The sequence below is a fragment of the Curtobacterium sp. MCLR17_034 genome, from assembly GCF_003234485.1.
Classification (GTDB): domain Bacteria; phylum Actinomycetota; class Actinomycetes; order Actinomycetales; family Microbacteriaceae; genus Curtobacterium; species Curtobacterium flaccumfaciens.
The window spans coordinates 112,852-138,856 of sequence record NZ_QKTH01000009.1 but is presented as its reverse complement, the minus strand read 5'-3'; the positions used below and the strand labels follow the sequence as shown (position 1 = coordinate 138,856).

The 26,005-nt window shown below is 72.4% G+C and carries 28 protein-coding genes; 19 read left to right on the top strand and 9 right to left on the bottom strand.

Annotated features, from left to right (window positions below; all coding sequences use genetic code 11):
- Positions 1-37: 37 nt before the first annotated feature.
- Positions 38-1,357: an MFS transporter gene (locus tag DEI98_RS11250; RefSeq protein ID WP_111100784.1), complete on the bottom strand. Its 1,320-nt coding sequence runs from the start codon at positions 1,355-1,357 to the stop codon at positions 38-40.
- Between the two features lie 69 nt (positions 1,358-1,426).
- Here DEI98_RS11250 and DEI98_RS11245 point away from each other — a divergent pair, with 69 nt between their 5' ends.
- The 3 genes from DEI98_RS11245 to DEI98_RS11235 all read left to right on the top strand — a co-directional run bounded on the left by DEI98_RS11245 (position 1,427) and on the right by DEI98_RS11235 (position 4,956).
- The gene (locus DEI98_RS11245; RefSeq protein WP_173035534.1) at positions 1,427-1,798 is read left to right on the top strand and encodes an FKBP-type peptidyl-prolyl cis-trans isomerase; all 372 of its coding nucleotides are present in this window, start codon (positions 1,427-1,429) and stop codon (positions 1,796-1,798) included.
- Entirely contained in the window at positions 1,798-2,634 is an 837-nt protein-coding gene (locus DEI98_RS11240; protein WP_111100783.1) for an aldo/keto reductase, read from the top strand. Before DEI98_RS11245 ends, DEI98_RS11240 begins: the two co-directional genes overlap by 1 nt.
- A 78-nt stretch (positions 2,635-2,712) precedes the next feature.
- A complete protein-coding gene (locus DEI98_RS11235; protein WP_258370806.1) occupies positions 2,713-4,956 on the top strand; it encodes an ATP-binding domain-containing protein in 2,244 nt (747 codons plus the stop codon).
- A gap of 162 nt (positions 4,957-5,118) precedes the next feature.
- Here the strand turns inward: DEI98_RS11235 and DEI98_RS11230 are convergent, their stop codons facing one another.
- From DEI98_RS11230 to DEI98_RS11220, 3 genes are read right to left on the bottom strand one after another with little or no spacing between them, the layout of a single operon-like run.
- Positions 5,119-5,388, bottom strand: coding sequence for a protealysin inhibitor emfourin (locus tag DEI98_RS11230; RefSeq protein ID WP_111100781.1), 270 nt, complete (start codon positions 5,386-5,388; stop codon positions 5,119-5,121).
- 29 nt (positions 5,389-5,417) lie between these two features.
- A complete protein-coding gene (locus tag DEI98_RS11225) occupies positions 5,418-6,467 on the bottom strand; it encodes a M4 family metallopeptidase (RefSeq protein WP_111100780.1) in 1,050 nt (349 codons plus the stop codon).
- Positions 6,468-6,525: 58 nt separating this feature from the next.
- Entirely contained in the window at positions 6,526-7,602 is a 1,077-nt protein-coding gene (locus DEI98_RS11220) for a glycoside hydrolase family 6 protein (protein WP_146243507.1), read from the bottom strand.
- 182 nt (positions 7,603-7,784) lie between these two features.
- Between DEI98_RS11220 and DEI98_RS11215 the strand changes: the two genes are divergently transcribed.
- The 8 genes from DEI98_RS11215 (at position 7,785) to DEI98_RS11180 (ending at position 13,122) form a co-directional block, all read left to right on the top strand.
- Entirely contained in the window at positions 7,785-8,234 is a 450-nt protein-coding gene (locus tag DEI98_RS11215) for a VanZ family protein (protein ID WP_084741173.1), read from the top strand.
- 100 nt (positions 8,235-8,334) lie between these two features.
- Complete coding sequence (gene rpsO, locus DEI98_RS11210) at positions 8,335-8,604, top strand: 30S ribosomal protein S15 (protein WP_017885935.1); 270 nt, start codon at positions 8,335-8,337, stop codon at positions 8,602-8,604.
- Between the two features lie 323 nt (positions 8,605-8,927).
- Entirely contained in the window at positions 8,928-9,554 is a 627-nt protein-coding gene (locus DEI98_RS11205) for a CE1759 family FMN reductase (RefSeq protein WP_111100778.1), read from the top strand.
- A 134-nt stretch (positions 9,555-9,688) separates the two neighbouring features.
- The gene (locus tag DEI98_RS11200) at positions 9,689-10,021 is read left to right on the top strand and encodes a hypothetical protein (RefSeq protein ID WP_146243506.1); all 333 of its coding nucleotides are present in this window, start codon (positions 9,689-9,691) and stop codon (positions 10,019-10,021) included.
- 2 nt (positions 10,022-10,023) lie between these two features.
- Positions 10,024-10,980, top strand: a complete 957-nt coding sequence (locus tag DEI98_RS11195; protein WP_220037076.1) for an FAD:protein FMN transferase — start codon at positions 10,024-10,026, stop codon at positions 10,978-10,980.
- Positions 10,980-11,537 carry a ferric reductase-like transmembrane domain-containing protein gene (locus tag DEI98_RS11190; RefSeq protein ID WP_111100775.1) on the top strand — a complete coding sequence of 186 codons (558 nt, stop codon included), beginning with the start codon at positions 10,980-10,982 and terminating at the stop codon, positions 11,535-11,537. The genes DEI98_RS11195 and DEI98_RS11190 overlap by 1 nt, the downstream gene beginning before the upstream one ends.
- Positions 11,534-12,799, top strand: a complete 1,266-nt coding sequence (locus tag DEI98_RS11185) for an NADH-ubiquinone oxidoreductase-F iron-sulfur binding region domain-containing protein (RefSeq protein WP_111100774.1) — start codon at positions 11,534-11,536, stop codon at positions 12,797-12,799. The genes DEI98_RS11190 and DEI98_RS11185 overlap by 4 nt, the downstream gene beginning before the upstream one ends.
- A complete protein-coding gene (locus DEI98_RS11180) occupies positions 12,682-13,122 on the top strand; it encodes a ferredoxin (protein WP_111094692.1) in 441 nt (146 codons plus the stop codon). The genes DEI98_RS11185 and DEI98_RS11180 overlap by 118 nt, the downstream gene beginning before the upstream one ends.
- Positions 13,123-13,156: 34 nt before the next feature.
- Here DEI98_RS11180 and DEI98_RS11175 read toward each other — a convergent pair whose 3' ends face one another.
- The gene (locus DEI98_RS11175) at positions 13,157-14,371 is read right to left on the bottom strand and encodes a hypothetical protein (protein WP_111100773.1); all 1,215 of its coding nucleotides are present in this window, start codon (positions 14,369-14,371) and stop codon (positions 13,157-13,159) included.
- A 281-nt stretch (positions 14,372-14,652) separates the two neighbouring features.
- On the opposite strand from DEI98_RS11175, the gene DEI98_RS11170 reads away from it, so the two are divergent.
- A complete protein-coding gene (locus DEI98_RS11170; protein ID WP_110864729.1) occupies positions 14,653-16,932 on the top strand; it encodes a polyribonucleotide nucleotidyltransferase in 2,280 nt (759 codons plus the stop codon).
- Positions 16,933-17,119: 187 nt separating this feature from the next.
- Here DEI98_RS11170 and DEI98_RS11165 read toward each other — a convergent pair whose 3' ends face one another.
- Both DEI98_RS11165 and DEI98_RS11160 read right to left on the bottom strand, forming a co-directional pair.
- Complete coding sequence (locus tag DEI98_RS11165; RefSeq protein ID WP_110864730.1) at positions 17,120-17,647, bottom strand: YbhB/YbcL family Raf kinase inhibitor-like protein; 528 nt, start codon at positions 17,645-17,647, stop codon at positions 17,120-17,122.
- A 281-nt stretch (positions 17,648-17,928) separates the two neighbouring features.
- Complete coding sequence (locus DEI98_RS11160; protein ID WP_110859266.1) at positions 17,929-18,576, bottom strand: TetR/AcrR family transcriptional regulator; 648 nt, start codon at positions 18,574-18,576, stop codon at positions 17,929-17,931.
- Between the two features lie 251 nt (positions 18,577-18,827).
- Here DEI98_RS11160 and DEI98_RS11155 point away from each other — a divergent pair, with 251 nt between their 5' ends.
- Entirely contained in the window at positions 18,828-20,162 is a 1,335-nt protein-coding gene (locus DEI98_RS11155) for a pitrilysin family protein (protein WP_111100772.1), read from the top strand.
- Between the two features lie 8 nt (positions 20,163-20,170).
- On the top strand, positions 20,171-20,773 hold the full coding sequence (locus tag DEI98_RS11150) for a histidine phosphatase family protein (RefSeq protein WP_027464756.1): 603 nt from the start codon (positions 20,171-20,173) through the stop codon (positions 20,771-20,773).
- Positions 20,774-20,822: 49 nt separating this feature from the next.
- Here the strand turns inward: DEI98_RS11150 and DEI98_RS11145 are convergent, their stop codons facing one another.
- Positions 20,823-21,314 carry a GNAT family N-acetyltransferase gene (locus DEI98_RS11145; protein ID WP_111100771.1) on the bottom strand — a complete coding sequence of 164 codons (492 nt, stop codon included), beginning with the start codon at positions 21,312-21,314 and terminating at the stop codon, positions 20,823-20,825.
- 23 nt (positions 21,315-21,337) lie between these two features.
- Between DEI98_RS11145 and DEI98_RS11140 the strand changes: the two genes are divergently transcribed.
- Both DEI98_RS11140 and DEI98_RS11135 read left to right on the top strand, forming a co-directional pair.
- Positions 21,338-22,084: a 4-hydroxy-tetrahydrodipicolinate reductase gene (locus DEI98_RS11140; protein ID WP_228513608.1), complete on the top strand. Its 747-nt coding sequence runs from the start codon at positions 21,338-21,340 to the stop codon at positions 22,082-22,084.
- A 14-nt stretch (positions 22,085-22,098) separates the two neighbouring features.
- Entirely contained in the window at positions 22,099-22,563 is a 465-nt protein-coding gene (locus DEI98_RS11135) for a tetratricopeptide repeat protein (protein ID WP_017885925.1), read from the top strand.
- Between the two features lie 19 nt (positions 22,564-22,582).
- On the opposite strand, the gene DEI98_RS11130 is transcribed toward DEI98_RS11135, so the two are convergent.
- Complete coding sequence (locus DEI98_RS11130; RefSeq protein ID WP_110864735.1) at positions 22,583-23,497, bottom strand: TIGR01777 family oxidoreductase; 915 nt, start codon at positions 23,495-23,497, stop codon at positions 22,583-22,585.
- A 38-nt stretch (positions 23,498-23,535) separates the two neighbouring features.
- Between DEI98_RS11130 and DEI98_RS11125 the strand changes: the two genes are divergently transcribed.
- The 3 genes from DEI98_RS11125 to dapA all read left to right on the top strand — a co-directional run bounded on the left by DEI98_RS11125 (position 23,536) and on the right by dapA (position 25,966).
- Positions 23,536-24,366, top strand: coding sequence for a thymidylate synthase (locus DEI98_RS11125; protein WP_110864736.1), 831 nt, complete (start codon positions 23,536-23,538; stop codon positions 24,364-24,366).
- Complete coding sequence (locus tag DEI98_RS11120; protein WP_110864737.1) at positions 24,366-24,863, top strand: dihydrofolate reductase; 498 nt, start codon at positions 24,366-24,368, stop codon at positions 24,861-24,863. The genes DEI98_RS11125 and DEI98_RS11120 overlap by 1 nt, the downstream gene beginning before the upstream one ends.
- 125 nt (positions 24,864-24,988) lie before the next feature.
- Positions 24,989-25,966: a 4-hydroxy-tetrahydrodipicolinate synthase gene (gene dapA, locus DEI98_RS11115; RefSeq protein ID WP_017885921.1), complete on the top strand. Its 978-nt coding sequence runs from the start codon at positions 24,989-24,991 to the stop codon at positions 25,964-25,966.
- Positions 25,967-26,005 lie beyond the last annotated feature (39 nt).

Genomic DNA, 26,005 nt, shown 5'->3' with positions numbered 1-26,005 from the left:
TCCAGGCGCGAACACCGGTGTTTTGCGGACCCGCCCGTCAGTTGGCGTGGGGGTGCAGGGCGTCGTAGCGGCGGAACGAGGGGACCATCCGGAGCAGCAGCGCGACGAGGCCGATGATCAGCACGCCGCCGATGACCGGCGGGTACGCGATGCCGGCCGCGACGACCAGGCCGGCGTACAGGTCACCGAGCCGCGGGCCGCCCGTGACCACGACGATGAAGATGCCCTGCAGCCGACCGCGCATGCCGTCCGGCGACGCCGCCTGCAGGATCGTGTTCCGGAACACCGAGCTGACGTTGTCCGCACCGCCGGCCATGGCCAGGAACAGCGCCGCGAGCCCGAGCGCCGGCAGGATCTCGACGCCGAACGCCTCACCCGAGCGGCCGCCGAGCACGTGCGCCAACGCGATGACCACACCGAACGCCGCGATCGCCCCGCCGTACGCGGTGATGGCCCAGCCGACGGCCTCGCCCTGGCGTCGGACGTGCCCGAGCGGCCCGGAGAAGACGCTCGACAGCAGCGCACCGATCGCGTACGCGGCGGTCAGGGTACCGACGGTGATCGACCCACCGCCGATGACGAGCGCGCCGATGGCGGGGAACAGCACACGTGGCTGCCCGAAGGTCATCGCGACGATGTCGAGCACGAACGTCATCGTGATGTTGCGCGACCGCCGCAGGAACTTCGCGCCCTCGATGAGCGACCCGAGCCCGGGGCGCAGCGCGTCGTGGTCGGCGGCCATCCGCGGCAGCGTGAAGACCCCGAGGAACGCGAACGTGAAGAGCACGACGTCGATGGTGTAGGTCGGGGCGAACCCGACGGTCGCGATGAGCACACCGGCGATCGCCGGACCCACGGTGACCTGGAACCCCGACGCGATCCCGCCCAGGGCGCTCGCCGCGGGCAGCAGGTCGGTGCCGACGAGCCGCGGGACGATGGCCGAGCGGGAGGCGTTGCTGACGGTGGCGGCCACGGCGTTCACCGTCGCGAGCACGTAGAGCAGTGTGACGCTGTGCAGGTCGAGCCAGGCGTGCGTGGCGATCAGGGCGACGGCGACCCACGCGATGATCGACGACACGAGCGCGACGAGGCGTCGGTCGAAGGCATCGGCGAGCATCCCGCCGTACAGGCCGGCGACGATCATCGGCACGAGCGCGATGACACCGACCAGGGCCACGGCGAAGGTCGAGCGGGTGATCTCGTAGACCTCGAGCCCGACGGCGACGGTGGTCATCTGTGTGCCGATGCCGGCGATCGCGGTGCCGGCCCACAGCCGGGCGAAGGCGGGGGAGCGGCGGAGCGGGGTGAGGTCGGCGAGCAGGCGGCGGCGCGGCGGTGCGGGAGTCGATGGTGTCACGGTGGAACCATTCTGCGGGCTGGACGCTCGTTGCGCGTGCCCGGTGCGCGCTCTGGTTGACTGATCGGCATGACTGACCTGAACAGCAAGCCCGAGTTCGACGCCCCCGAGGGCCCCGCCCCCACCGAGCTCGTCATCACCGACATCGTCGAGGGGTCCGGCGAGGAAGCGTCCGCCGGCTCGACCGTCAAGGTCCACTACGCCGGCGTCGAGTACGAGACCGGCGAGGAGTTCGACAGCTCCTGGAACCGCGGCGAGCCCATCGACTTCCCGCTCGCGGCCCTGGTGCGCGGCTGGCAGGAGGGCATCCCCGGCATGAAGGTCGGCGGCCGCCGCAAGCTCGTCGTCCCGCCGGAGCTCGCCTACGGCCCCGCCGGTGGTGGCCACTTCCTGTCCGGCAAGACCCTGATCTTCGTGATCGACCTGCTCGGGGTCCGCTGATGCAGGTCGGTGCCCCGACGATCGAGCTGAACGACGGCCACCGGTTCCCGGAGCTCGGCCTCGGGACGTACGGCCTGAACGGTGACGAGGGCGCTGCCGCGGTCGGCACCGCGATCGCGAGCGGCTACCGGCTGCTCGACACGGCGCTGAACTACGGCAACGAGGACGCCGTCGGCACGGCCGTCCGCGAGTCCGAGGTGGCGCGCGAGGACCTCGTCGTCACGTCGAAGCTCCCCGGCCGGCACCACGGCTACGACGAGGCGCACCGCTCGATCGACGAGACCCTCGGCAACCTGGGGCTCGACCACGTCGACCTGTACCTGATCCACTGGCCGAACCCGTCGGTGGACAAGTTCGTCGACACCTGGAAGGCGTTCGTCGACCTCCGCGACAGCGGCAAGGTCCGCTCGATCGGCGTCTCGAACTTCACGCCCGAGCACCTGCGCCGGATCGTCGACGCCACCGGGGTCGCCCCGGCCGTCAACCAGGTGGAGCTGCACCCGTACTTCCCCCAGGCGGAACTGCGGAAGGTGCACCAGGAGCTCGGCATCGTGACCGAGAGCTGGAGCCCGCTCGCGAAGCGGTCGGAACTGCTCACCGAGCAGCCGATCGTCGACGCCGCCGCGGCGCACGGTGTGGCACCCGGCCAGGTCGTGCTGCGCTGGCACGTCCAGCTCGGTGCCGTGCCGGTGCCGAAGTCGGGTGACGCCGCCCGCCAGAAGGAGAACCTCGACGTCTTCGGCTTCGAGCTGACCGACGACGAGGTGCAGGCGATCTCCGCGCTCGAGCGCGGTCGTCTGTGGGACGGCGACCCGGACACGCACGAAGAGATGTGACTCCGACGCGACCCTTCGGGGACAGCGGGGCTCCCGGTGGGCAGTACACTGGTTCCCCCTCTTCCCGAAGGGTTGCGTGTGTCCGAACCGACCGAGATCGACCGTGAACGCGGCTACGTCGACGGCCTCTTCCGTCGTCTCGACGAGCTGACCGCCGAGGCCGAACAGCGCCTCGCCGAGACCCGCCGACAGGCGGTCGGCGGGAACCACCAGAGCCGCAGCGAGCGCGACGCGTACGCGCGGCTCTACGAGGACACCGTCGCGACGCTCGAGCGGGTGGGGGACCGTCTGGTCTTCGGCCGGCTCGAGGTCGCCGAGCCCGACAACCCCGACGACACCTTCCGGTACATCGGCCGAGTGGGGCTGCGCGACGCCGACCACCGGCCGCTGCTGCTCGACTGGCGCGTCCCCGGTGCCAGCGCCTTCTACCAGGCCACCGCCGCGCACCCGATGGGCATGCGCTCCCGCCGGCACCTGTCGCTGCAGGGCCGTCGCGTGGTCGGCGTCGAGGACGAGGTGTTCGACGCCTCGCTCTACGACGACGAGCGCACCCACCTGCAGGGCGAAGGGGCGCTGCTCGCCGCGGTGACCGCCGAGCGTACCGGCCGGATGACCGACATCGTCGCGACGATCCAGGGCGAGCAGGACCGCATCATCCGCTCCCCGCTCGAGGGCGTGCTCATCGTGCAGGGCGGCCCCGGTACCGGCAAGACCGCCGTGGCGCTGCACCGCGCGGCCTACCTGCTCTACTCCTACCGCGAGCGGCTGCGGGGCTCCGGCGTGCTCATGGTCGGCCCGTCCCCGGCGTTCCTGACGTACATCGAGCAGGTGCTCCCGTCGCTCGGCGAGACCGGTGTCGTGATGGCGTCGCTCGGCTCGCTCTACCCGGGCGTGCACGCGACGACGCACGACACCCGCGACGTCGCCGCCGTGAAGGGCGCCGCGCAGATGGCGTCACTGCTGCGCCGGGCCGTGCGCTCGCGCCAGGTCGTGCCGACCGAGTCGGTCACGCTCGACATCGAGGGCGAGCGGCTCGTCGTGCCGCCGCAGCTCGTCGCCGACGCCATGAAGCGTGCGCAGGACCGCGGCAAGCCGCACAACGCCGCCCGCGTCACGTTCAACAAGACCGCCCTCGACGCGATGACCCGCCTGCTCGCCGAGCAGCTGCGGGAGCGTGGTACCACGGTGGACGAGGCCGACGAGAAGGTCCTGCGCGAGGACATCCGGAGCTCGTACGACGCCCGCGTGCTGCTCAACACCGCGTGGTTGCCGCTGCCGCCCGAGAAGTTCCTCGAGGACCTCTACGCCCGGCCGAACTGGCTCGCCTCGCTCACCCCCGACTGGACCCCGGAGCGCCGAGCCCTGCTGCAGCGCGCCCGCGGCACGGCCTGGACCGTCGAGGACGTCCCCCTGCTCGACGAGGCCGCCGAACTGCTCGGCCCGTTCGACCCGACCGGCGGCGCCGCCAAGCGCGCGGCGAAGGCCAGCCGGAACCGCGACATCGAGAACGCCCGCCAGGCCATCGAGAACATGGGTGTCGAGGGCATCGTCAGCGCCGAGCAGGTCGCCGGCTCGTTCGCCGAGGGCGGCGACCCCCGCTCCACCGCCGAGCGCGCCGCCGACGACCGCGAGTGGACCTACGGGCACATCGTCGTCGACGAGGCGCAGGAGCTCTCGCCGATGCAGTGGCGCGTGCTCGCCCGCCGCAACCCGCTGCGCTCCTTCACGATCGTCGGCGACATGGCGCAGGGCTCCTCGCCGGGTGCCGCACGCACCTGGGACGACGTCATCGGGGCGCTCGCGCGTCGCCGACGCGGCCGTGCGCCGCAGGTGCCGCTCGACCACCGCATCGAGCAGCTCACGGTGAACTACCGCACCCCGCGCTCCATCGTCGAGGCCGCCGGGGCCTTCGCGGACAGCGCCGGCCTCACGGTCACCCGCAACGAGGCCGTTCGCGACGGTGACCCCGTCGAGCGCGTCCGCGTCGCCCGGGCCGACCTGCTCGACACCGTCGTGGCGGTCGCCGACGCCGAGCGTGCCCGGATCGGCTCCGGCACCATCGGCGTCATCGTCCCCGAGGCCCAGGTCGACACGGTCCGGCAGCGGCTCGCCCGCACCGAGGCGGACGTCCGGGGCCTCGCCTCGCCGAACGCCGGCTCGCTCACGGTGCTGACGGGTGCGGACGCCAAGGGATTGGAGTTCGACGGCGTGCTGCTCGTCGACCCGGACGGCGTGGGTGCCGACGCCGCCCGCGCCGCCGCCGCGGTGTACGTCGCGATGACGCGTCCGACCCGTCGCCTGACGGTCATCGACGTCGACTGACGGTCGTGCGCGCGTCCTCGCGTGCGTCCTCGCCCACTTCGTGAGCAGGAATGGTCCGGTCCGCTGGGCCCACGCGACCATTGCTGCTCACGATCGGTGGGTGGTGGCGTCCCCGCGGGGCGGACGGGAGGCGCGGTGCGGGCCCGCCACGGGCCTCCCGGCTCAGGTCGGGTCGCCCTCGGACCGCACCCGCGCGACCAGGTCGGCCCACGGACCGTCGAGGCGGCGACCCGGGATCGTCACGGTGGTGCGCTCGACGGTGATCGTCCAGCTGAAGTCGTCGGGGACGGGCGGTGCCGTCGGTGCCGGGGTGCGCCGCAGCGCGTCGACGACGTCGGACCACGCCGTGGGGTCGCTGCTCGTGTCGGTGTCGACCCGCCAGCGCCGTGTGGTGCCGGCGAAGCCCCCGGAGCGGCGGACCTCGATGCGCATGCCCTCGACGCTACGCCCGGGTGGCCTGCTCAGTCGAGCACGCCCACCTGCTGCCAGGCCTGACGGACCGCGGTCTGCTCGGCGGAACCGTCCCCGAACCGCCGCCCGGCCGCGTCGACGGTGACGGTGGCGAACCCCGCGAAGTCGATCGAGGCGGTCACCTCGGCCGACGTCAGGGCGTCCCACCAGACGGCGCCGGCACCCAGCCACGCGGGGCCGCCGATGGCCGTGGCCGCCAGGAAGAACGCGTGGTTCGGGATGCCGGAGTTCGTGTGGACCCCGCCCGCGTCGTCCGTGGTGTCGACGAAACCGGCCATGGTCGCCGGTTGCGGGTCCTTCCCGAGTACCGGGTCGTCGTACGCGGTGCCGGGGGCCCGCATCGACCGGAGCGCGTCGCCCTGCACAGCGTCGGTGAACAGCCCCTCGCCGATGAGCCAGCTCGCCTGCTCCGCCGTCTGCCCCGCCGCGTACTGGGCGACCAGGGAGCCGAAGACGTCGCTGATCGACTCGTTGAGGGCGCCCGACTGGCCCTGGTAGGTCAGGTCGGCGGTGTACTGCGTGACGCCGTGCGCGAGCTCGTGGCCGATGACGTCGAGCGCGACGGTGAAGCGGCGGAACACCTCGTCGTCGCCGTCGCCGAACACCATCCGGTTGCCGTCCCAGTAGGCGTTGTCGTAGTCCTGGCCGTAGTGCACGGTCGCGTCGAGGGGGAGTCCGGCGCCGTCGATCGACACCCGGTCGAACACCTCGAGCCAGAAGGCGTGCGTGGCGCCGAGGCCCGCGTACGCCTCGTCGACCGCGGCGTCACCGGAGTCGGCGTCGCCCTCGCGCCGGACGACGGTGCCGGGCAGCGTCGTGGTGCCGTGCGCGTCGGTGATCGTCCGCTGCGGGGAGCGGTCGACGGCGCCGCTGACGCTGCGCGGTGCGACCAGGTGCGCGTGCTTCGGCGCCTGCACGGCGTCGAGCGAGGCCAGTGCGGTGCGTGCCGCCGAGGCCGCCCGTGGGAACGCATCGGCGTCGGCGACGGCGCGGAGCAAGTAGGGCGGGACGACGGAGCGGATGCGGTCGGTCGCGGTCATGCGCACATGCAACCACCGGGCACCGACACGGCCCTGCGCGGGCCGTCTTGCGGCGTCGTCAGTCGCGCTTGCGGTGCTCGACGAGGGCCAGCGCGTACGACTCCCACCACTGGCCGGCCGCGGGGCCGCCGTTGCAGGTGCCGTCGCTGAGCCCGGGCGTCTTCACCCAGAGCAGGGCGTCGAGCCGGGTGCTGCCGCCGGTGACGTGCGGCTCCTGGCCGAGGCCGGCGCCCTCGGGGTTGCACCAGGTGCCCCGCCACCCCTGCCCGTTGCGGGAGACGTCGATGACGAAGTGCGGGTCGCCGCCGATCGCGTCGGCGAGCTCGTCGGCGTACGCGCGCTCCTGGTCGACCCGGTAGAAGTTCGACACGTTCGTGAAGAAGCCCTGCACCTCGTCGACGCCGGCCTGCCGCAGCCAGTCGGCCATGGTGGCGGTCAGCACACGGTTCTCGTTGCCGCCGTCCAGGTACACGGTGAGCCCGTGGCCGGTCAGGGCGTCGACGGCCTTCCGCAGCAGGGGCAGGCGTTCGTCGCGCAGCCGCTCGCAGTTCTGGACCTGGGCGATCGAGTCGGGTTCGACGAGCACGACCGCGTGCGAACCGGCCATCGCCCGGACGGCGGACCGGACCCACGGCAGGTAGGCGTCGTCCTCGGTGCCGCCCTTCGAGTAGCTGCCGCAGTCACGGTCCGGGATGTTGTAGAGGACGAACACGGGGGTGCCACCGCGTTGCTCGGCCGTGCTGACCACCGACCGGATCGTGGAGCGGGTCTCGGCCCGCGAGGTGTTCGTCAGCCACGTCGCGATCGGCTGGTCGGCGATCACCGCGATCTGCTCGGCGGTCTGGGTGTCACCGTCGGCACGGGCCTGGCGCTCGCGGAGGCCGGCCTGGTTCACGGCGGTCGGCTGGCGCGCGAGCCCGCCCGGGAACGCCTCGGCCGCGGACTTCCGCTCGGCGACGCTGCGGCCGCTCGGGGTACGGTCACCGTCCGGCTGGCCGCCGTTCCACGGGCCGACGACCACGAGGGTCGTGACGACCGCGGCGACGACGACGGCCGCAGCGGCGATCCACCCCCACTGCCGCAGGCCGCCGGTGCGGTTGCGGCGTGGGGTGCTGGGTGCCTCGTGCTCCGGCATGCTGCGGTGCTCCTGATCTGACCGTGCGGTGTCGGTGGTGCGGGCACCGATCGCGCCCGGACCCATGCTGACAGGTGCGGGGGAGTCCTGACCAGCGCAGATCCGCGATCGCCCAGGTGTCGCACCGACGGCTGACAGGAGCGCTCCAGCGACCGCGCAGGACCGTGCAGCACACTGTGCGGATGTTCCGTCGACTCCTCCTCCTCGCCCTGACCGCGGGCTACGCCTGGGTGATCTGGCGGATGACGCTGACCCCGCAGGTCTTCACCTCGGCCCAGAACTCCCTCGTGCTGCACGCGATCGCCTGGGTGCAGCAGCTGCCGCACGGTGCCTGGTTCACGTACGAGCGCACCGAGTTCCTCGCCAACATCGCGATGTTCGTGCCCGTGGGGATGCTCGCGGCGCTGTGGCTGCCCCGGCGCTGGTGGATCCTCGGCGCGCTCGTCGCGGTCGCCCTGTCCACGGGCATCGAGTTCGCGCAGGCCACCTACCTGCCGTACCGCGTCGCGGACCCGCGCGACGTGCTGTCGAACGGCCTCGGCGGTCTGCTCGGCGCCACGCTGGTCGGACTCGTCCGCAGTCTGCTGCCGGAGCGTCGCCGCCGACGCCGTCTGCACCCCAGGACCGCCTAGGACTCTGGTAGTCTTGTGCGGTTGCCGTCGAACGGCCGCGGACAAAGAGCGCTCGCGCATCAGGCACGGGCACCGCGCAACGGACAGGAAGGGGATCACCATGGCACTTGACGCACAGGTCAAGCAGGAGATCATCGAAGAGTACGCGACCCACCCGGGCGACACCGGATCCCCCGAGGTCCAGGTCGCCGTTCTGACGCGTCGTATCAACGACCTGAACGAGCACCTCAAGGAGCACAAGCACGACCACCACTCGCGTCGTGGCCTGCTCCTCATGGTCGGTCAGCGTCGCCGTCTCCTCGGCTACCTCTCCGACGTCGACATCGCCCGCTACCGCACGCTCATCGAGCGCCTCGGCCTGCGTCGCTAGTCGACCGACACACGCTTGACCGAACGCCCCGGTCCTCCTCGTGAGGACCGGGGCGTTCTTCGTTCCGCGGGGCGTTCGACGCTCGGCGGGGCCCCGCTCCGGCCGCACTCCGTCCTCGGTCGGTCACGACACGTCGCCCGCGCTCGTCCAGCGGTCACGACTCGTCGGCCACCACGGTCCCACTCGACACTTCATGACCGATCGGCGGCCGGCGCGCGGGGAGTCGTGACCGATCGGCACGCTGTTCGATGGCGGGAATGGTTGCGAGGGCAACCCGGTTGGATGCTATGTTCATGCAAACGCATCGAAAGTCGGGAAGCATCATGACCACCATCGCCGTCGTCTCCGCCGGACTCTCCGAGCCCAGCTCCACCCGCCTGCTCGCCGACCGCCTGGGCGAGGCCGCCGTCGCGTCACTCGTCGCCGAGGGCACCCCGGCACACGTCGTGCACGTCGTGCACGTCGAACTCCGGCCGCTCGCGCACGAGATCACCGACGCGATGCTCACCGGCTTCGCGGCCCCGGCGCTCTCCGCGGCGATGGCCGCCGTGGTCGAGGCCGACGCCGTCGTGTTCGTCACGCCGATCTTCACCGCGGGCGTCAGCGGACTGGCGAAGTCGTTCCTGGACGTGCTCGACAAGGACTCGATGGCCGACATGCCCGTCCTGCTCGGGGCCACCGGCGGGACCTCGCGGCACTCCCTCGCGATCGACCACGCCCTGCGGCCCGTCTTCGCGTACCTGCGCGCGGCGATCGTGCCCACCGGGGTCTTCGCCGCGACCGACGACTGGGGGACCGACGGTGACGCGGCCGCCCTGGACGGTCGCATCCGCCGGGCCGGAGCCGACCTGGCCTGGGCGATCCGGGCCTCCAGGCGGGCCCCGCAGGAAGCCGATGCGCTCCCCGCGACCCCGGACTTCGCGAGCCTGCTCGGCGGCCTCGGCCACTGACCCGCGTCCCGCCGCCGTCGACGGGAGCACGTGCTCTTAGACGGACCACAGGGTTCGTACGGTCGGTGCGCGGCGGGTGCGCGGCTGGCTCATCGGTGCCCTCGGGAACCTCGTCGTGACGACGAGGAGCACCGATGGACACCAGAGGCAGCGGCAGGCGATCCGCACGGATCACGAGTGCGCTCGTCAGCGTGGGCGGGCTCGTGGTGGCGATGGTCACCGGTGCGGGGATCTGGCTCGGGCACGAGCAGGCGAGCACGAGCACGAGCAGTGACCCGAGCACGAGCAGCTCCAGCAGCAGCGACTCCAGCAGCAGCGAGTCCAGTAGCAGTGCCGACACGAGCACCGACTCGTCGACCCAGCCGACCGACTCCGCCACGAGTGACTCCGGGACCAGCGACTCGGACACCGGCGTCTCGCAGGGCACCACCGGCGGGACCTCCGACACCACGGCGACGGGGTCGTGACCGTGCGCGCCGCCACCGAGTGGGACCTCTGGACCACGACCGCCCGGGTCGTCCTCGACCACCGGGACCGTCGGCACCTCGCGGACGCGGAGTCCTGCGTCCGGCAGGTCACCTCCGCAGTCGATGCCGCGTGCAGCCGCTTCCGCGACGACTCCGAACTCACCGCACGCGCTGACGACCTGGTGCGTGGCACCGAGGTGTCGCCGCTCCTCGCCGCACTGGTGCACCAGGCCCTCGACGCAGCCCGGCTCTCCGACGGTGACGTCGACCCCACCCTCGGGCGCCGGATGGTGTCCCTCGGGTACGACGCCGCCTTCGCCGACGCCCGGCCGGTCCCGTCGCCCGAGGCCCTGTCGCGTGCACTCGACGACCGTCCGGCGTGGCAGCGCATCCTGCTGTCGGGCACGTTCCTGCGCATCCCCGAGGGTGTCACCCTCGACCTCGGTGCCACGGCGAAGGCCGCTGCCGCCGACATGGCCGCGGCGAGCATCACCGCACGGCTCGGCATCGGGGCGCTGGTGTCCCTCGGCGGTGACGTCGCGACCGCCGGCCCGGATCCGTCCGGCGGCTGGCAGGTGCGGGTGGAGGACCTCGAGGGTGACCCGGTCGACCACGTCCGGATCGCCTCGGGGTGGTCCGTGGCGACCTCGAGCACGCAGAAGCGCCGCTGGGAGCAGGACGGCACCGCCCGGCACCACATCCTCGACCCCCGGTGGGGTCTGCCCGCCGAGCCGGTCTGGCGCACGGTGACCGTCGTCGCCCCGTCGTGCACCACCGCCAACACGATGACGACCGCCGCCGTGGTGCGCGGTCGCACCGCCGCCGAGTGGCTCCGGCAGAGCGGACGCGCCGCCCGGCTCGTCGCCGCCGACGGCACGGTCGTACGGCTCGGCGGCTGGCCCGACGACCAGGGCACCGACGGCCAGCGCGCCGACGACGACCGATCGGCGGTCGCCTGATGGACACCGCTCTCTGGGTGATCGGCCGGGGCTTCGGGGTCACCGCCGTCCTGCTCCTCACCCTCACGGTGCTCCTCGGCATCGTCACCAGGAGCGGACGACCGCTGCCCGGGCTGCCCCGGTTCGCCGTGCAGCTCGTGCACCGGGACGTCGCCCTCGCCGCCACCGTGTTCGTCGCGGTGCACGTGGGTTCGCTGCTGCTCGACACCGAGGCCGAACTGCGCCTCCTCGACACGGTCGTGCCGTTCGTCGGCGCCGACCGGTGGTTCTGGCTGGGGCTCGGCACCCTGGCCGTCGACCTGCTCGTCGTGCTCGTCGTCACCGCACTGCTCCGCCGTGTGATCGGGCCGCGGGCCTTCCGCGCCGTGCACTGGGCGGCCTACGCCATGTGGCCGATCGCCCTGGCCCACGCGGTCGGCACCGGGACCGACGGCACCTCCGCGTGGTTCCTCGTGCTCGCCGGCGTCTGCACCGCGGCCGTCGTCGGCGCCGTCGTCTGGCGCTGCACCGCCCGTGTCACCGAGTTCCGTTCCGCGAAGCTGGAGGTCGTCCGATGACCCTGACCCACCCCCGCACCGTCGTCCCACCCACCGGCACCCGACGGCTCCTGGCCGCACCCGGTCCGGCCCGCACCGACCACGAGGACACCTTCGGCCCGCTGCCGCAGCTCGGCCCGTGGCGGGTCGACGAACTCGGCCGCGCCGGCGTCGACGGCCGCGGCGGAGCCGGGTTCCCGCTCGCCCGGAAGCTCGCCGCCGTGACCGCGAATGGTCGACGTCGGGGTCGGGGTGCGCCCCTCGTGGTCGCGAACGCCGCCGAGGGGGAACCCGCCAGCCGCAAGGACGCCGTCCTGCTCGAGCGCGCACCGCACCTGGTACTCGACGGCATCGTCGTCGCGGCCGCCGCGATCGGTGCCTCCGAGGCGGTGCTCGCCACGAGCGACCGACTCGCCGGTCCGGTCCGCCGGGCCCTCGCGGAACGCGCCGACCGCGGCGGCGACCCCGTGCCGATCAGACTGCGGGTCCTGCCCCACGCCTCCTTCGTCTCCGGGGAGGCCAGCGCCCTCGCCTCGGCCGTCGCCGGTGGCCGGGGTGTGCCCGAGGACCGCGTGGTGCGGCTCGCCGAACGGGGCCCGAGCGGGCGACCGACCCTGGTGTCGAACGTCGAGACCCTCGCCCAGGCAGCACTCGTCGTGCGCTTCGGGGCGGCGTGGGCCCGGGGCGTCGGCAGCCCGAGTGCCCCCGGCACCCGGCTCGTCACGGTGAGCGACGTGACGGACCCGACCACCGCGGTGGTGCTGGAGACCGCCGGGGGTGCGCCGCTCGGGGAACTGCTGCGGGCCTCCCGGCTGCCGGTGACCGATCCGGCGCACACGCGCGCCGTGCTGGTCGGCGGATGGGGCGGGACGTGGCTGCCGGCCGCGGCCCTCGACGCGTCGTTCGACCCCGAGGGACTGGCTCGGTGGGGTGCCGCGCCCGGGGCCGGGGTGCTCGCCGTGCTCGACGACCGGACCTGCCCGATCGCGGTGACGGCACGGCTGGCGGCGGCGCTCGCCGGAGCGTCGGCCGGACGGTGCGGACCCTGCGTGAACGGACTGCCGCGGATCGCCGACGTCGTCGGGGACCTGGCCTCGGGGCGAGCAGCGGGGGACCTGGCGGGCGAGGTGCGTCGGGTGGCCGCGCTGGTGGACGGTCGTGGGGCGTGTCACCACCCGGACGGGGTGGCGCGGATGGTGCGGAGCGCGCTCGACGTGTTCCACGACGACGTGCAGGCGCACCTCGGTGGCCGGTGCCTGCTGCGGCGCGGGGGTGCGTGGTGAGCGGGGGCGCGGGCGCAGGCGCGGGTGTCGTCTCGCTGCACGTCGACTGGACGCGCTGCCGGGGCCGGGGGTTGTGCACGGAACTGTTCGCCGAGCGGCTCGAGCGCGACGAGTGGGGCTACCCGATCGCCCGGGCCGGCACCCCCGGCGCCCGGGCCGGAGGCGACCCCGGCGATCCCGGTGTCCGGGCCGGCAACCCGGGCGACCCCGGCACCCCCGGTGCCGGCACCCGCGACGTCCCGGTCCGTCCGCACGAGCGGGCCGCTGCGGCCGACGCCGTCGCGATGTGCCCCCTGCAGGCGCTCCGACTGGTGGAGCGGTGAGCAGCCGGCGACCGGCGCCCGGCCGGCCCAGCGCTCAGTACCAGTGCGGGTTGACGCTCATCTCGTGGCCCCACGCCCCGCAGGGTGATCCGTAGGCGCTCTTGATGTACGCGAGCCCCCAGTCGATCTGCGTGTTCGCGTTGGTGCGCCAGTCGGCTCCGGCGACCGCCATCTTCTCGGCCGGCAGCGACTGCGGGATGCCGTAGGCGCCGCTCGAGGCGTTCAGGGCGTTCGCCCGCCACCCGGACTCCTGCGTCCAGAGCGACACCAGGCACGAGAACTGGTCGGAGCCCCACCCGTACGACCCGAGCGCGCTCCGTGCGTAGGCCTGCGCGGCCGCGGGGTCCACGGCGACGCCCCCGGTGCTCGGGTAGGACGAGCCGGTGCCGCCGCTGGTCGCGCCGCCGCTGGAAGCGCTGCTGCCGGCGTTCGCCGCCGTGTTCGCCGCCGCCTCGGCCGCCGCCGCTGCGGCCCGCTTGCGCTGCTGCTCCGCCTTCTGCGCGGCGACCCGCTGGCCGAGTTCGTACCCGGCCTCCTGCTTCGCGGTGCTGTCCTTGAGCGACGCGAGCTGCGCGTACAGCTCGTCGCTGTGCTGCTCCGTCGACTCGACGGCGGCGTCCGCTGCCTGTTCCGCCGACTTCGCCGCGGCCGAGCGTTCCTCGGCCGCCTGCGCGCGCGTCGCGCGTTCCGTCTCGGCCCGCTCGGCCTGCTCGTGCAGCGACGACGCCGTGCCGGCCGCGACGGACGCGTCGTCCATGACGCCGGCCCAGGTCTCCGACAGCTGGTCGAGCGCGCCGAGCTGGTAGAGCAGCTGGTCCGGGTTCTTCGCGGTCGCGATACGGGTGGTCATCTGGTTCGTGCTGCCGTCGCGGTACAGGTTCGCGGCCAGCTGACCGGCCCGCTGCTGGGCCCGGTCCGCCGTCTCGCTCGCGTGCTGCGCCTGGGCCTGGAGGCTCGTGGCGGCCTGGGTGGCCGACGCCAGCTCCGACTCGGCCGCGTCCGCCTTCGACGAGGCCACCAGGGCGGCCTGCGACTTCGCGGCGGCTTCGTCCTGCGCCGACTGCAGCGCCGCCTGCACCTTCTGCACCTCGGCGCGCTTCGCTGTCTCGTTGCCCTTGGCGCGCTGGACGTCCTGCCAGGTGGGGTACTCGGTGGCGTTCGCGGGGGCAGCGATCAGGGCCGGGGCGACGAGCGCGCCGACGACCACGGCGGCCGCGACGAGCACGCCCCGCGAGGGGGTGAGGCGCATGTCGGCAGGCTACCGATGTTCACCAGGAGTCCAGCGAGCCGCGCCGCCGACAGCCTGAGGACTGGTAAAGTCCATCGTGTCCGAGGACTCATTCCCCGGACGTCACACACAACACTGCGCAGGCCGGGCACGGAGCTGGTCATCGGTGGTGGCTCGCGGGCCGGAACGGTTTCCCGAGTGCTTCTACTGCTGGCCAGACATGCGTCCGGAACGATCGGCGCGCACGCACCATCGAGTGCCGTCGCCACGGCCTGCCGGAAACACATCAAGGAGGCGCCCTTTTGGAGGGTCCCGAGATCAAGTTCGCCGAAGCCGTCATCGACAACGGCAAGTACGGCAAGCGCACCGTCCGGTTCGAGACCGGTCGGCTCGCACAGCAGGCCCAGGGCGCGGTCGCCGCGTACCTGGACGAGGAAACGATGCTCCTCTCGGCCACCAGCGCCGGCAAGCACCCGCGTGAGGGCTTCGACTTCTTCCCGCTGACCGTCGACGTCGAGGAGCGTTCCTACGCCGCCGGCAAGATCCCCGGTTCGTTCTTCCGCCGCGAAGGCCGTCCGTCGACCGAGGCCATCCTCGTCTGCCGTCTGATCGACCGGCCGCTGCGTCCGTCGTTCGTCGACGGCCTCCGCAACGAGGTGCAGATCGTCATCACCGTCCTGAGCATCGCTCCGGACGAGTTCTACGACGCGCTGGCGATCAACGCCGCGTCCGCGTCGACGCAGATCTCCGGTCTGCCGTTCTCCGGCCCGATCGCCGGTGTGCGCCTCGCGCTCATCGGTGACCAGTGGGTCGCGTTCCCGAAGGCCTCGCAGCTCGCCGACGCCGTGTTCGACCTGACCGTCGCCGGCCGTGTCGTCACGGACGAGGCCGGCAACGAGGACGTCGCGATCATGATGGTCGAGGCGGAAGCCACCGAGCACGCCTGGGACCTCATCCAGGGCGGCGCCACCAAGCCCGACGAGGCCATCGTCGCCCAGGGTCTCGAGGCGGCCAAGCCGTTCCTCAAGTCCCTCGTCGACGCGCAGGCCAAGCTCGCCGCGCAGTCGGCCAAGGAGATCCAGGACTTCCCGGTCTTCCCGCCGTACGCGCCCGAGGTCTACTCGGCCGTCGAGGCCCTCGCGCTCTCCGAGCTCGGTGACGTCTACAAGATCGCCGCCAAGACCGAGCGTCAGGACGCCGACGACGCGCTCAAGTCGCGCGTCAAGGCTGCCATCGCCGAGCAGGTCACCGCGGGCTCGCTGCCCGAGGTCGCCAACTCGCAGGTCGGTGCCGCGTACAAGTCGGTCACGAAGAAGGTCGTCCGCGGCCGCATCCTGACCGAGCAGATCCGCATGGACGGCCGCGGCCTCGCCGACATCCGTCCGCTCGACGCCGAGGTCGCCGTGATCCCGCGCGTCCACGGTTCGGCGATCTTCCAGCGCGGCGAGACGCAGATCCTCGGCGTCACCACGCTGAACATGCTCAAGATGGAGCAGCAGATCGACTCGCTGTCGCCCGTCACGAAGAAGCGCTACCTGCACCACTACAACTTCCCGCCCTACTCGACCGGTGAGACCGGCCGCGTGGGTTCGCCGAAGCGTCGCGAGATCGGGCACGGCTTCCTCGCCGAGCGCGCCCTCGTGCCGGTGCTGCCGTCGCGTGACGAGTTCCCGTACGCCATCCGTCAGGTCTCCGAGGCGCTCAGCTCCAACGGCTCGACCTCGATGGGTTCCGTCTGCGCCTCGACCCTGTCGCTGCTCAACGCCGGTGTGCCCCTCAAGGCCCCGGTCGCCGGCATCGCGATGGGCCTCGTGTCCGACACCGTCGACGGCCAGACCCGCTACGCGGCCCTGACCGACATCCTCGGTGCGGAAGACGCCCTCGGCGACATGGACTTCAAGGTCGCCGGTACCTCGGAGTTCGTCACCGCGATCCAGCTCGACACCAAGCTCGACGGCATCCCGTCGACGGTGCTCGACGCGGCGCTCAAGCAGGCCAAGGAGGCCCGCTCGGCCATCCTCGGTGTGCTGAACGAGGCCATCGACGCCCCCGACGAGATGGCGGACACCGCTCCTCGCGTCATCTCGGTGCAGATCCCCGTCGACAAGATCGGCGAGCTGATCGGCCCGAAGGGCAAGACGATCAACGGCATCCAGGACACCACCGGCGCCGACATCTCGATCGAGGACAACGGCACCGTCTACATCGGCGCCGTCGACGGTCCGTCGGCCGAGGCCGCTCGTGCCCAGGTCAACGCGATCGCGAACCCGACCAACCCGGAGATCGGGGACCAGTTCCTCGGCACCGTCGTGAAGATCGCCACCTTCGGCGCCTTCGTGTCGCTGCTCCCGGGCCGTGACGGTCTGCTCCACGTCTCCGAGGTCCGCAAGCTCGCCGGTGGCAAGCGTGTGGAGAACGTCGAAGACGTGCTCGGCGTCGGCCAGAAGGTCCTGGTCGAGGTCACCAAGGTGGACGACCGCGGCAAGCTGTCGCTCGCGCCGGTCGTGGCCGACGAGACCGAGGGTGACTCCACCTCGGCCGAGACGGTCCGCGCCCACGCCGAGGACCCGGCCGAGGGCTGATCCTCTCCGCGTCCTGACGCACGAACGGCCGCCGTCCCCTCCGGGGCGGCGGCCGTTCGCCGTTGCAGGGCAGGTGCCACGCGTGCGTTGGCCTCGCGTGCTTTCGCGGTCAGCGACACCTCACGGGCACGGCTCCGCGTGAACTGTCGCTGTGCGCGAACGATCGCCGCGCCGTGCCACGTGCCGGTCAGGCCGCGGGGGTCTCCTGCGTGCCCATGAGCTGCGCGCGCCCGAGCAGGTGTCCACGGAGCATGAAGCCCACGACCGCGGGGGTCGCGTCGGCGGGGACCTCGAGCACGGGGACGTCGAGGGCGCTCAGTGTGAAGAAGTAGCGGTGCACACCGTGGCCCGCGGGCGGAGCAGCCCCGAGGAACGTGTCCGTGCCGAACTCGTTGCGGCGGCGGAGTGCCTCGGCGGGCAGCAGGGCGTCGTCGGTGCCGGCACCTGCGGGGAGCGAGGTCGCCGAGCCCGGGATGTCCGTCAGGCTCCAGTGCCAGAAGCCGGAGCCGGTCGGGGCATCGGGGTCGTAGACGGTCAGGACGAAGCTCTTCGTGCCTTCGGGCGCGCTCGACCACTCGAGTGCGGGGGAGCGGTCCTCACCGCCGGCGTCGGAGCCGCGTGCCGAGGTGGGCAGCTCGCCTCCGTCGGTGAAGTCGGGGCTCGTCAGGGTGAAGGACGGGACGTCGGGCAGGTTCCAGTTGGGGTCGTTGGCCATGCCCCCAGCCAACACCCGCGGGCTCGGGCTGCGCTCGGTGCGCACGCGGGGCTGTGGGAGTTCGCACGTGACGGCCTGGAGGCACGGTGCGGGCCCGCCACGGGCCTCCCGTCCGGCCGCGGTCGCCTCGACCGCCCCACGAAAGCGACACATGTGCGTCGCGCGGGTGCGTCCGTGCCGCGAAGGCGACAGGATGCCGCGAACTGTTCGGGGTTATCTGTCGCTTTCGCGAAAGCGACAGCCGACAGCCGACGGCGACAGCGCTGGCGGCGAGCCGGGCGTCAGCCCGCGAGCACCCGGTCGACCACGCGGTTGAGCGCGGCGGTGGCGGCGATCGCGTCACCGGCGTACGCGCCGGCCATCGCACCGTCGCGCGCGAGCATGAGCTCGTCGGCGCCGTCGCCGGGCAGGGGGTGTCCGGCCTCCTGCAGCAGGGTCGCGAGTCGCTCGGTGTACCAGTCGCGGTGCACGGCGACGACCTGGCGGACCGGGTCGCGCGGGTCGTGGTACTCGGCGGCGGCGTGCAGGAACGCACAGCCGCGGAACGCTGGGTCGTTGACGTCGTCGGCCAGTGCAGCGACCCACGCACGCACGGCACGGTCGGGGGAGCCGGCATCGGCGATCAGCTGCTCCATCCGCTCCTGCACGCGCTCGTGCTGGGTGCGGATGTAGGCCAGGATCAGGTTGTCCTTCGACCCGTAGTGCTTGTAGAACGTCGCCTTCGTGACGCTCGCCTCGGAGATGAGGCGGTCGACGCCGACGCTGTGGATGCCCTCTTCGTAGAAGAGTCGCGTGGCGGTCTCGAGGACACGGACCTTCGCGCCGCCGGAGCGGGGAGTCGGGGGGACGCTCGACCCGTCCGGCGACGCGAGGTTCGTGCTCGGGCCGGGGAGACGCTGGACGGCCGGTTGGGGGGAATCGACCGTCACAGCGTGTACTCCTCGGACTCATCGGCTCCGCGACCGGAGTGGGGGGACTCGGTGGTCGCGCAGGACTGATGCCCCGAGCCGCCGGATCGGAACTTAGGGGGGCTTTCGATCCGGCGTCGCCAACAGTAGCACAAGGAGGACAGACAGACGAGTCGGTCTGTCCACATTTTCTGTACCCCACTTCGAGTGGCAGGCGACCGAGACCGGGAAACTGGGCAGGAGGCATCGACGGATCAGTAGGCTCGTCTGCGATGAACCAGCCAGTGCCACTGCCGCTCGGGGCCCCGGACACGTCGTTCCTGACGTCCGGCGGGGCCTTCGTCCGTCGCACCGTGCTGCCCTCGGGCGTCCGTGTGCTGACCGAGGCGGTGCCGGGTGCCGCGTCGACGAGCATCGGGTTCTGGGTCGGCGTCGGTTCGCGTGACGAGCGCGACGGGCAGTTCGGGTCGACGCACTTCCTCGAACACCTGCTCTTCAAGGGCACCGAGACCCGATCGGCGCTCGACATCGCCATCGCGTTCGACTCGGTCGGCGGTGAGCACAACGCCGCGACCGCCAAGGAGTACACCTGCTACTACGCACGGGTCCGGGACACCGACGTCCCGATGGCCGTGAACGTCATCGGTGACATGGTCACCGGTTCGGTGCTCGAACCGGACGCCTTCGCCGTCGAGCGCGGGGTCATCCTCGAAGAACTCGCGATGGCCGCCGACGACCCGGCCGACGTCGCGGGCGAGGCGTTCTTCGCCGCGGCCTTCGGCGGACACCCCCTGGGCCGTCCGATCGGCGGGACCCCGGACAGCATCCGTGCGGTCCAGCGCGACGAGGTGCTGGCCCACTACCGCGAGCACTACGCACCGAACGGCATCGTCGTGACCGCTGCCGGGGCCGTCGACCACGACCGGTTCTGCGAACTGGTCGCCGGCGTCTTCCACGACGCCCCCGCCGCCGAGCCGCTGCCTCGACGCACGCCCGAGACCGTGGCCGACCCGGTCGAGGCGAAGCTGTCCGTGGTGCACCGCCCGACCGAGCAGGTCAGCATGCTCCGCGGCTCGCAGGGCCTCGACCTGCGCGACGACCGCCGTCCCTCGCTCAGCGTCCTGAACGCCGTGCTCGGTGGTGGCATGAGCTCGCGCCTGTTCCAGGAGGTCCGCGAGCGCCGCGGTCTGGCCTACGCGGTGTCGTCATTCGCCCCCGCGTACCTGGACAACGGCGCCTTCGGTGTCTACGCCGGCTGCGCGCCGGACAACGTCGCCGGTGTCATCGACATCGTCGACGCCGAGTTCCGCCGGATGGTCGACCACGGCATCACCGAGGACGAGCTCCGACGTGCCAAGGGCCAGATCGAGGGCGCGCTGACGCTCTCGCTCGAGGACTCCGACGCCCGCATGACCCGGCTCGGCCGTTCCGAGCTCGGCACCGGCGAGTACACCGACCTGTCGACGGCGCTCGAGCGTGTCGACGGTGTCACGACCGACGGCGTGCTCGAACTCGCGCGCGACCTGCTGACCCGGCCGACGATCACCTCGGTCGTCGGTGCCGTGCAGCAGGACGAACTCGCCGCGGCCATCGGGATCGGCAGCTGAGCACGGACATGTCGCACTACCTGTACCTCGTCCGGCACGGCGAACACCAGGACGCCGAGCACGGCCTGCGGGACGGCAAGCTCTCCGAACGCGGCAAGCGTCAGGCGACCCTGATCGCGGACCGTCTCGGCGGCGTGCCCTTCGACGGCGTGTACCACTCGCCGCTCGAGGCCCCGAGCGAGACCGCCGCGTTCCTGTCGCAGCGCCTGCCGTCGATCCAGCCCGAGCCCTCGACACTGCTGTTCGACTGCATCCCCTCGGGCCCGACCCCGGACATGCCGCACGCCTACCAGGGCTGGTACGGCGGCATCACCGAAGAGGAGATCGTCGCCGGGCAGGCCCAGATGGGCGACGCCGTGTCGGAGTGGTTCACGCCGGCGCGCGAGGACCGGCACGACCTGCTGATCACCCACAACGCCGTGATCGGCTGGTTCGTGCGCGAGGCGTTCCAGGCTCCCGAGTGGCGCTGGATGGGCACGAACGTCGCCCACACCGCGCTCACGATCATCCGGATCCGGTCGGCGAAGCCCGCCGAGGTCGTCACGCTGAACGACCTGGCCCACCTGCCGGTGGAACTGCGCACGGGTCTGCCCGTCGACCAGCCCGTCTAGCGGCTGCCCGTCCGGTCCGCGGTGGCGCGGCCGGGAGGCCCGTGGCGGCTCAGGCGATCGGCTTGCGGTACCAGGCGGTCGCGTTCGGGTTGTCGTTGAACGGCTCGACCCGCTGGTACCCGCGGCCGCGGTACATCGCACCGGCCGCCACGAGCGAGTCGTTCGTGTCGAGGACGATGCTCGTCGCACCGAGGTCGGCCGCGGCCCGCTCGAGCAGGTCCATCACGGCCGTCGCCACGCCCGTGCCGCGCCCGGCCGGTGCCACGAAGACGTGCTTGACCTCGAACCGGACGTCGACGGCACCGGTCGCGTCGACCCCGTCCGCGATCCGACGGAGGCCGCCGCAGCCGACCGCGACGTCGTCGACGTACGCCACCGCGAACACCCCGTTCGGCGGCGTGAACTCGGCCGCGGGGGTGCGCTTCCGCGAGTACGTGCCCTGCGTGCTCGGGAACGTCGCCTCGCGCTCGTCCAGGTACGCGTCGAGCAGCGCGTCGACCTCGGGCAGATCGGCCGGCACGGTCCTGACCTCGACTGACATGCGTCGATCCTAGGATGGACCGCATGGTCACTCCCGTCGCCGTCGTCGGCGCCACCGGTCGTCTCGGGGGCCTCGTGGCGTCCGTCGTCGAGGAACTCCCGGAGTTCGAGCTCGTCGCCCGCCTGTCGTCGAAGGACGGCGCGCACGAGGCGCCGCCGTCGGTCTTCGGCGGCGCGGCCCTGGTGGTCGACGTGACGGTGCCGTCGCTCAGCCCGGCGATCGTGGAGAACGCGCTGTCGAGCGGCGCGAACGTGCTCGTCGGCACCTCCGGCTGGTCGCTCGACCGGCTCGCGAAGCTCCGCACCGGGCTGCGGGAACGCCCGGACCAGGGGGTGCTCGTGGTCCCGAACTTCTCGATCGGCTCCGTGCTCGGCACCCACCTGGCGACGATCGCGGCACCGTGGTTCCCCGCCGCCGAGATCGTCGAGACCCACCACGCCGGCAAGATCGACTCGCCCTCGGGCACCGCGGTGCGCACCGCCGAGCTGATGGCCGACGCCCGGCGCGAGGTCGGTCCCGTGGACGCCCCGCACGTCGACCAGCGCGCCCGCGGCCAGCAGGTCGCCAGCGTGCCCATCCACTCGCTCCGCCTGCCCGGGGTGAAGGCCGTGCAGGACGTCGTGCTGAGCGGCCCCGGTGAGACACTGACGATCCGGCACGACACCAACGACGACGTCGCCTACGTCGCGGGCATCCGTGCGGCGCTGGCGAACGTGGTGTCGGCGCGGGGCCTCACCGTGGGCCTCGGCAGCGTCCTCGGCATCGGCTGACCGCCGTGGGTCGGATGGAGCGGGCCGGACGCACGATCCGCTCGCCGTTCTGGGGTGCAGCGCTGATGGCGGTGCTGCTCGCCCTGTACATCGTGCTCGTCGGCCAGCGCGCCGTCGCCTTCATCGCGACCGGGATCCCGATCGGCATCGGCATCGGCGTCGCGCTGTTCGTCGTCGCCGCGATCGGGGCGCTCCTGCTCGTGCTGGAGTTCCGCTTCGGCATCCGCATCACCCGGCTCGGCGCGCGGCTCGAAGCCGAGGGCGGCACCCCGGACGACGTCGTCCCGGTGCGGCCGTCGGGCCGGCCGATCCGCGACGCCGCCGACGAGCTGTTCCCGCGGTACCGCGACGCGGTCGAGCAGGACCCGGCCGACTGGCGTGCCTGGTACCGGCTCGGTGTGGTCTACGACGCCGCCGGTGACCGCAAGCGCGCGCGTTCGGCGATGCGCACCGCCCTGGCGCGCGCCGCCGACCGCTGACCCCGGGGCCGGAGGCGGATCAGAAGACGGCGTCGATCGCGTCCGCCGCCTGCGTGTACCGGAACGTGTAGCCGGACTCGAGCAGCTTCGTGGGGACCATCCGCTGACTCGACAGGAGCATGTCGTCGGCGGCGTCCCGCAGCGCCAGGCGCAGGGCGAACTCGGGGATCCGGAAGAGGTACGGGCGGTGCAGGACCTCGGCGACGTGCTTCGTGATGCGGTCGGCCACGACGGGCTCGGGGCCCGCCAGGTTCACCGGGCCGGACACGTCCGGTGCCGCGGTCGCCAGGTGCACGATGGCCCCGACCTCGTCCTCGAGCGCGATCCACGGCCAGTGCTGGCCGCCGGTGCCCAGCCGGCTGCCGACGCCGAGCTTCGTCAGCGGGACGAGCGGCGCGAGCGCACCGCCGCCCTTGCCGATGACGATGCCGGTGCGGAGCGTGACGACCCGGACCCCGGCGGGAGCGGCGTTCGCGGCGGCTTCCCACGCGGTGCAGACGTCGGCGAGGAACCCCGTGCCCGGGGCGGCGTCGTCCTGCAGCACGTCGGCCGGGCGGTCGCCGTACACGCCCGAGGCCGAGCCCGAGAGGAACAGCGCCGGGGGAGTGGCGGCGTGCCGCATCGCTTCGACCAGGGTGTCGGTGGCGTCGATGCGCGAGCTGCGGATCTCCTTGCGGTACGCGTCCGTCCACGGCAGCTTGCCGATGTTCGCGCCGGCCAGGTTGATCACCACGTCGGCGCCGTCGAGGATCGCCGGGTCGAGCGGTCGTCGCCCCGGTGCCCAGCGGAACTCGGTCGCGGTGCGCGCTTCGCGGCGGACGAGCGTGGTGACGTGGTGCCCCGCCTCGCGCAGGGCGCGGACGAGGGGCGTCCCGATGAACCCGGACGAGCCGGCCACCAGGATCGAGAGCGGTTGTTCCGTCGTGTCGGGCATGCCCGCAACGCTACTCACACCGACGTAGGCTTCTGTGTGTGACCGACAGCGAGACCGTACAGCCCGACGCCTCCGTCCCGACGCCCTACGAAGACCTGCTCCGCCGGGTCCTGACGGAGGGCTCGCCGAAGGGTGACCGCACCGGCACCGGCACCCGCAGCCTGTTCGGCGCACAGCTCCGCTACGACCTGTCGAAGGGCTTCCCCCTCGTCAGCACGAAGCGCGTGCACTTCAAGTCGGTCGCGTACGAGCTCCTCTGGTTCCTCCGTGGCGAGGGCAACGCCACCTGGCTGCAGGAGCACGGTGTCCGGATCTGGAACGAGTGGGCGGACGCCGACGGCGACCTCGGCCCGGTGTACGGCGTGCAGTGGCGCTCGTGGCCGACCCCCTCGGGCGAGCACGTCGACCAGATCGCCCAGGTCATCGAGCAGATCAAGACCAACCCGGACAGCCGCCGGCTCATCGTCTCGGCGTGGAACGTCGCCGACGTGCCGGACATGGCGCTCGCCCCGTGCCACGCCTTCTTCCAGTTCTCCGTCAACGACGGCAAGCTCTCGTGCCAGCTCTACCAGCGGAGCGCCGACATGTTCCTCGGCGTCCCGTTCAACATCGCCTCGTACGCGCTGCTGACCCACATGATCGCGGCGCAGACCGGGCTCGAGGTCGGCGACTTCGTCTGGACCGGCGGCGACTGCCACATCTACGACAACCACGTCGAACAGGTCGAGGAGCAGCTGTCCCGCACGGCGTACCCGATGCCGACGCTCGAACTCGCTCCGCGCGACTCGATCGACGACTACGAGTACGAGGACTTCACCGTCGTCGGTTACGAGCACCACCCGGCGATCAAGGCCGCGGTCGCCGTCTGATGATCGGCATGGTCTGGGCCCGCTCGACCACCGGCGTCATCGGTGCCGACGGCGGCATGCCCTGGCACGTGCCCGAGGACCTGGCGCACTTCAAGCAGGTCACCGGCGACGCGACCGTGCTGATGGGCCGGCGCACCTGGGAGTCCCTGCCCGAGCGCTTCCGGCCGTTGCCCGGTCGGCGCAACGTCGTGCTCACCCGGGACACGACGTGGACGGCCGACGGCGCCGAGGTCGTGCACGACCTGCAGGCCGAACTCGAGCGTGCCGAGGGCGCCGACGAGACCGTGTGGGTCATCGGCGGCGGTCAGGTCTACGCCGCCGCACTCGACGCGGCCGACCACGTCTCCGAGACGCTGATCGACGTCGACGTGCCCGGCGACACCGTCGCACCCACGCTCGACGAGGCGGCCGGCTGGACGCTCGCCGACGAGGGCCCGTGGCAGGAATCCCGCACGGGCACCCGCTACCGGTTCCTGGAGTGGCAACGCCGCGCCTGAGCGCCCGCACGCGCCGGGCGTGACCGGCGGGACGGACGTGATCCGGGCCTCCCGGCCGCGCCGCAGGCTGTCCACCGTCCACACGGACGGCGGTCCTCGCGCGCATCCCCGGTACGCTGGTGCCCGTGTCCCCGCGTGAGAATCCCTTCGGTCAGGTCCTCGTCGCCCTCGTGACCCCGTTCACGGCCGACGGCGAGGTCGACTGGCCCGGCGTCGAGCAGCACATCGACGACTGCATCACCGCCGGCGCCGACGGCATCGTCGTCACCGGCACGACCGGCGAGACGTCGACGCTGACCGACCCGGAGAAGCTCCGTCTGGTCGAGGTCGGCAAGTCCGTCGCCGCCGGCCGCGCGAAGATCATCACGGGCGGTGGCTCGAACGAGACCGCGCACGCGATCCACCTGTACAAGCAGAGCGAGAAGGCCGGCGCGGACGGCGTGATGATCGTCACGCCGTACTACAACAAGCCGACGCAGTCGGGTGTCCTCACCCACTTCCGGATGATCGCGGACGCCACCGACCTGCCGGTGATCCTGTACGACATCCCGGGCCGCACCGGCATCCCGATCACGTACGACACGATCCTGCGTGCGTCCAAGCACCCGAACATCCTGGCCGTGAAGGACGCCAAGGGCGACTTCGCCGAGGTCTCGCGGGTGCTGAACAACACCGACCTCATGTACTTCTCCGGCGACGACACGAACGTGCTCCCGCACCTGTCGATCGGCGCCACCGGCCTGATCGGCGTGACCGCGAACATCACGAGCGCGCCGTACCGCACCATCGTCGACGCCGTGAACCGGGGCGACCTGGCCACCGCGACGGCCGAGCACAAGCGACTCGAGCCGCTCGTCCGCGCCGTGATGACGCACGTTCCCGGTACCGTGGCCGCCAAATACATCCTGCACGGGCTCGGCCGCATCGGCAGCCCGCGTGTCCGACTGCCGCTCGTCGGCCCCGAGGACTCCGAGGCGTACGCCATCGAGACCTCCCTCGAAGCCGTGCGCGACGTGCCCGGCGCCGACTTCTCGAACTTCCGCCCCGACCGCAACGCGGCGGCCGGCGGTGCACTACCGAAGGTGCCAGGCACCACCCGCTAGCGAACACCGCGGCGCGCAGCACGCGCGTCGCCCGAATCC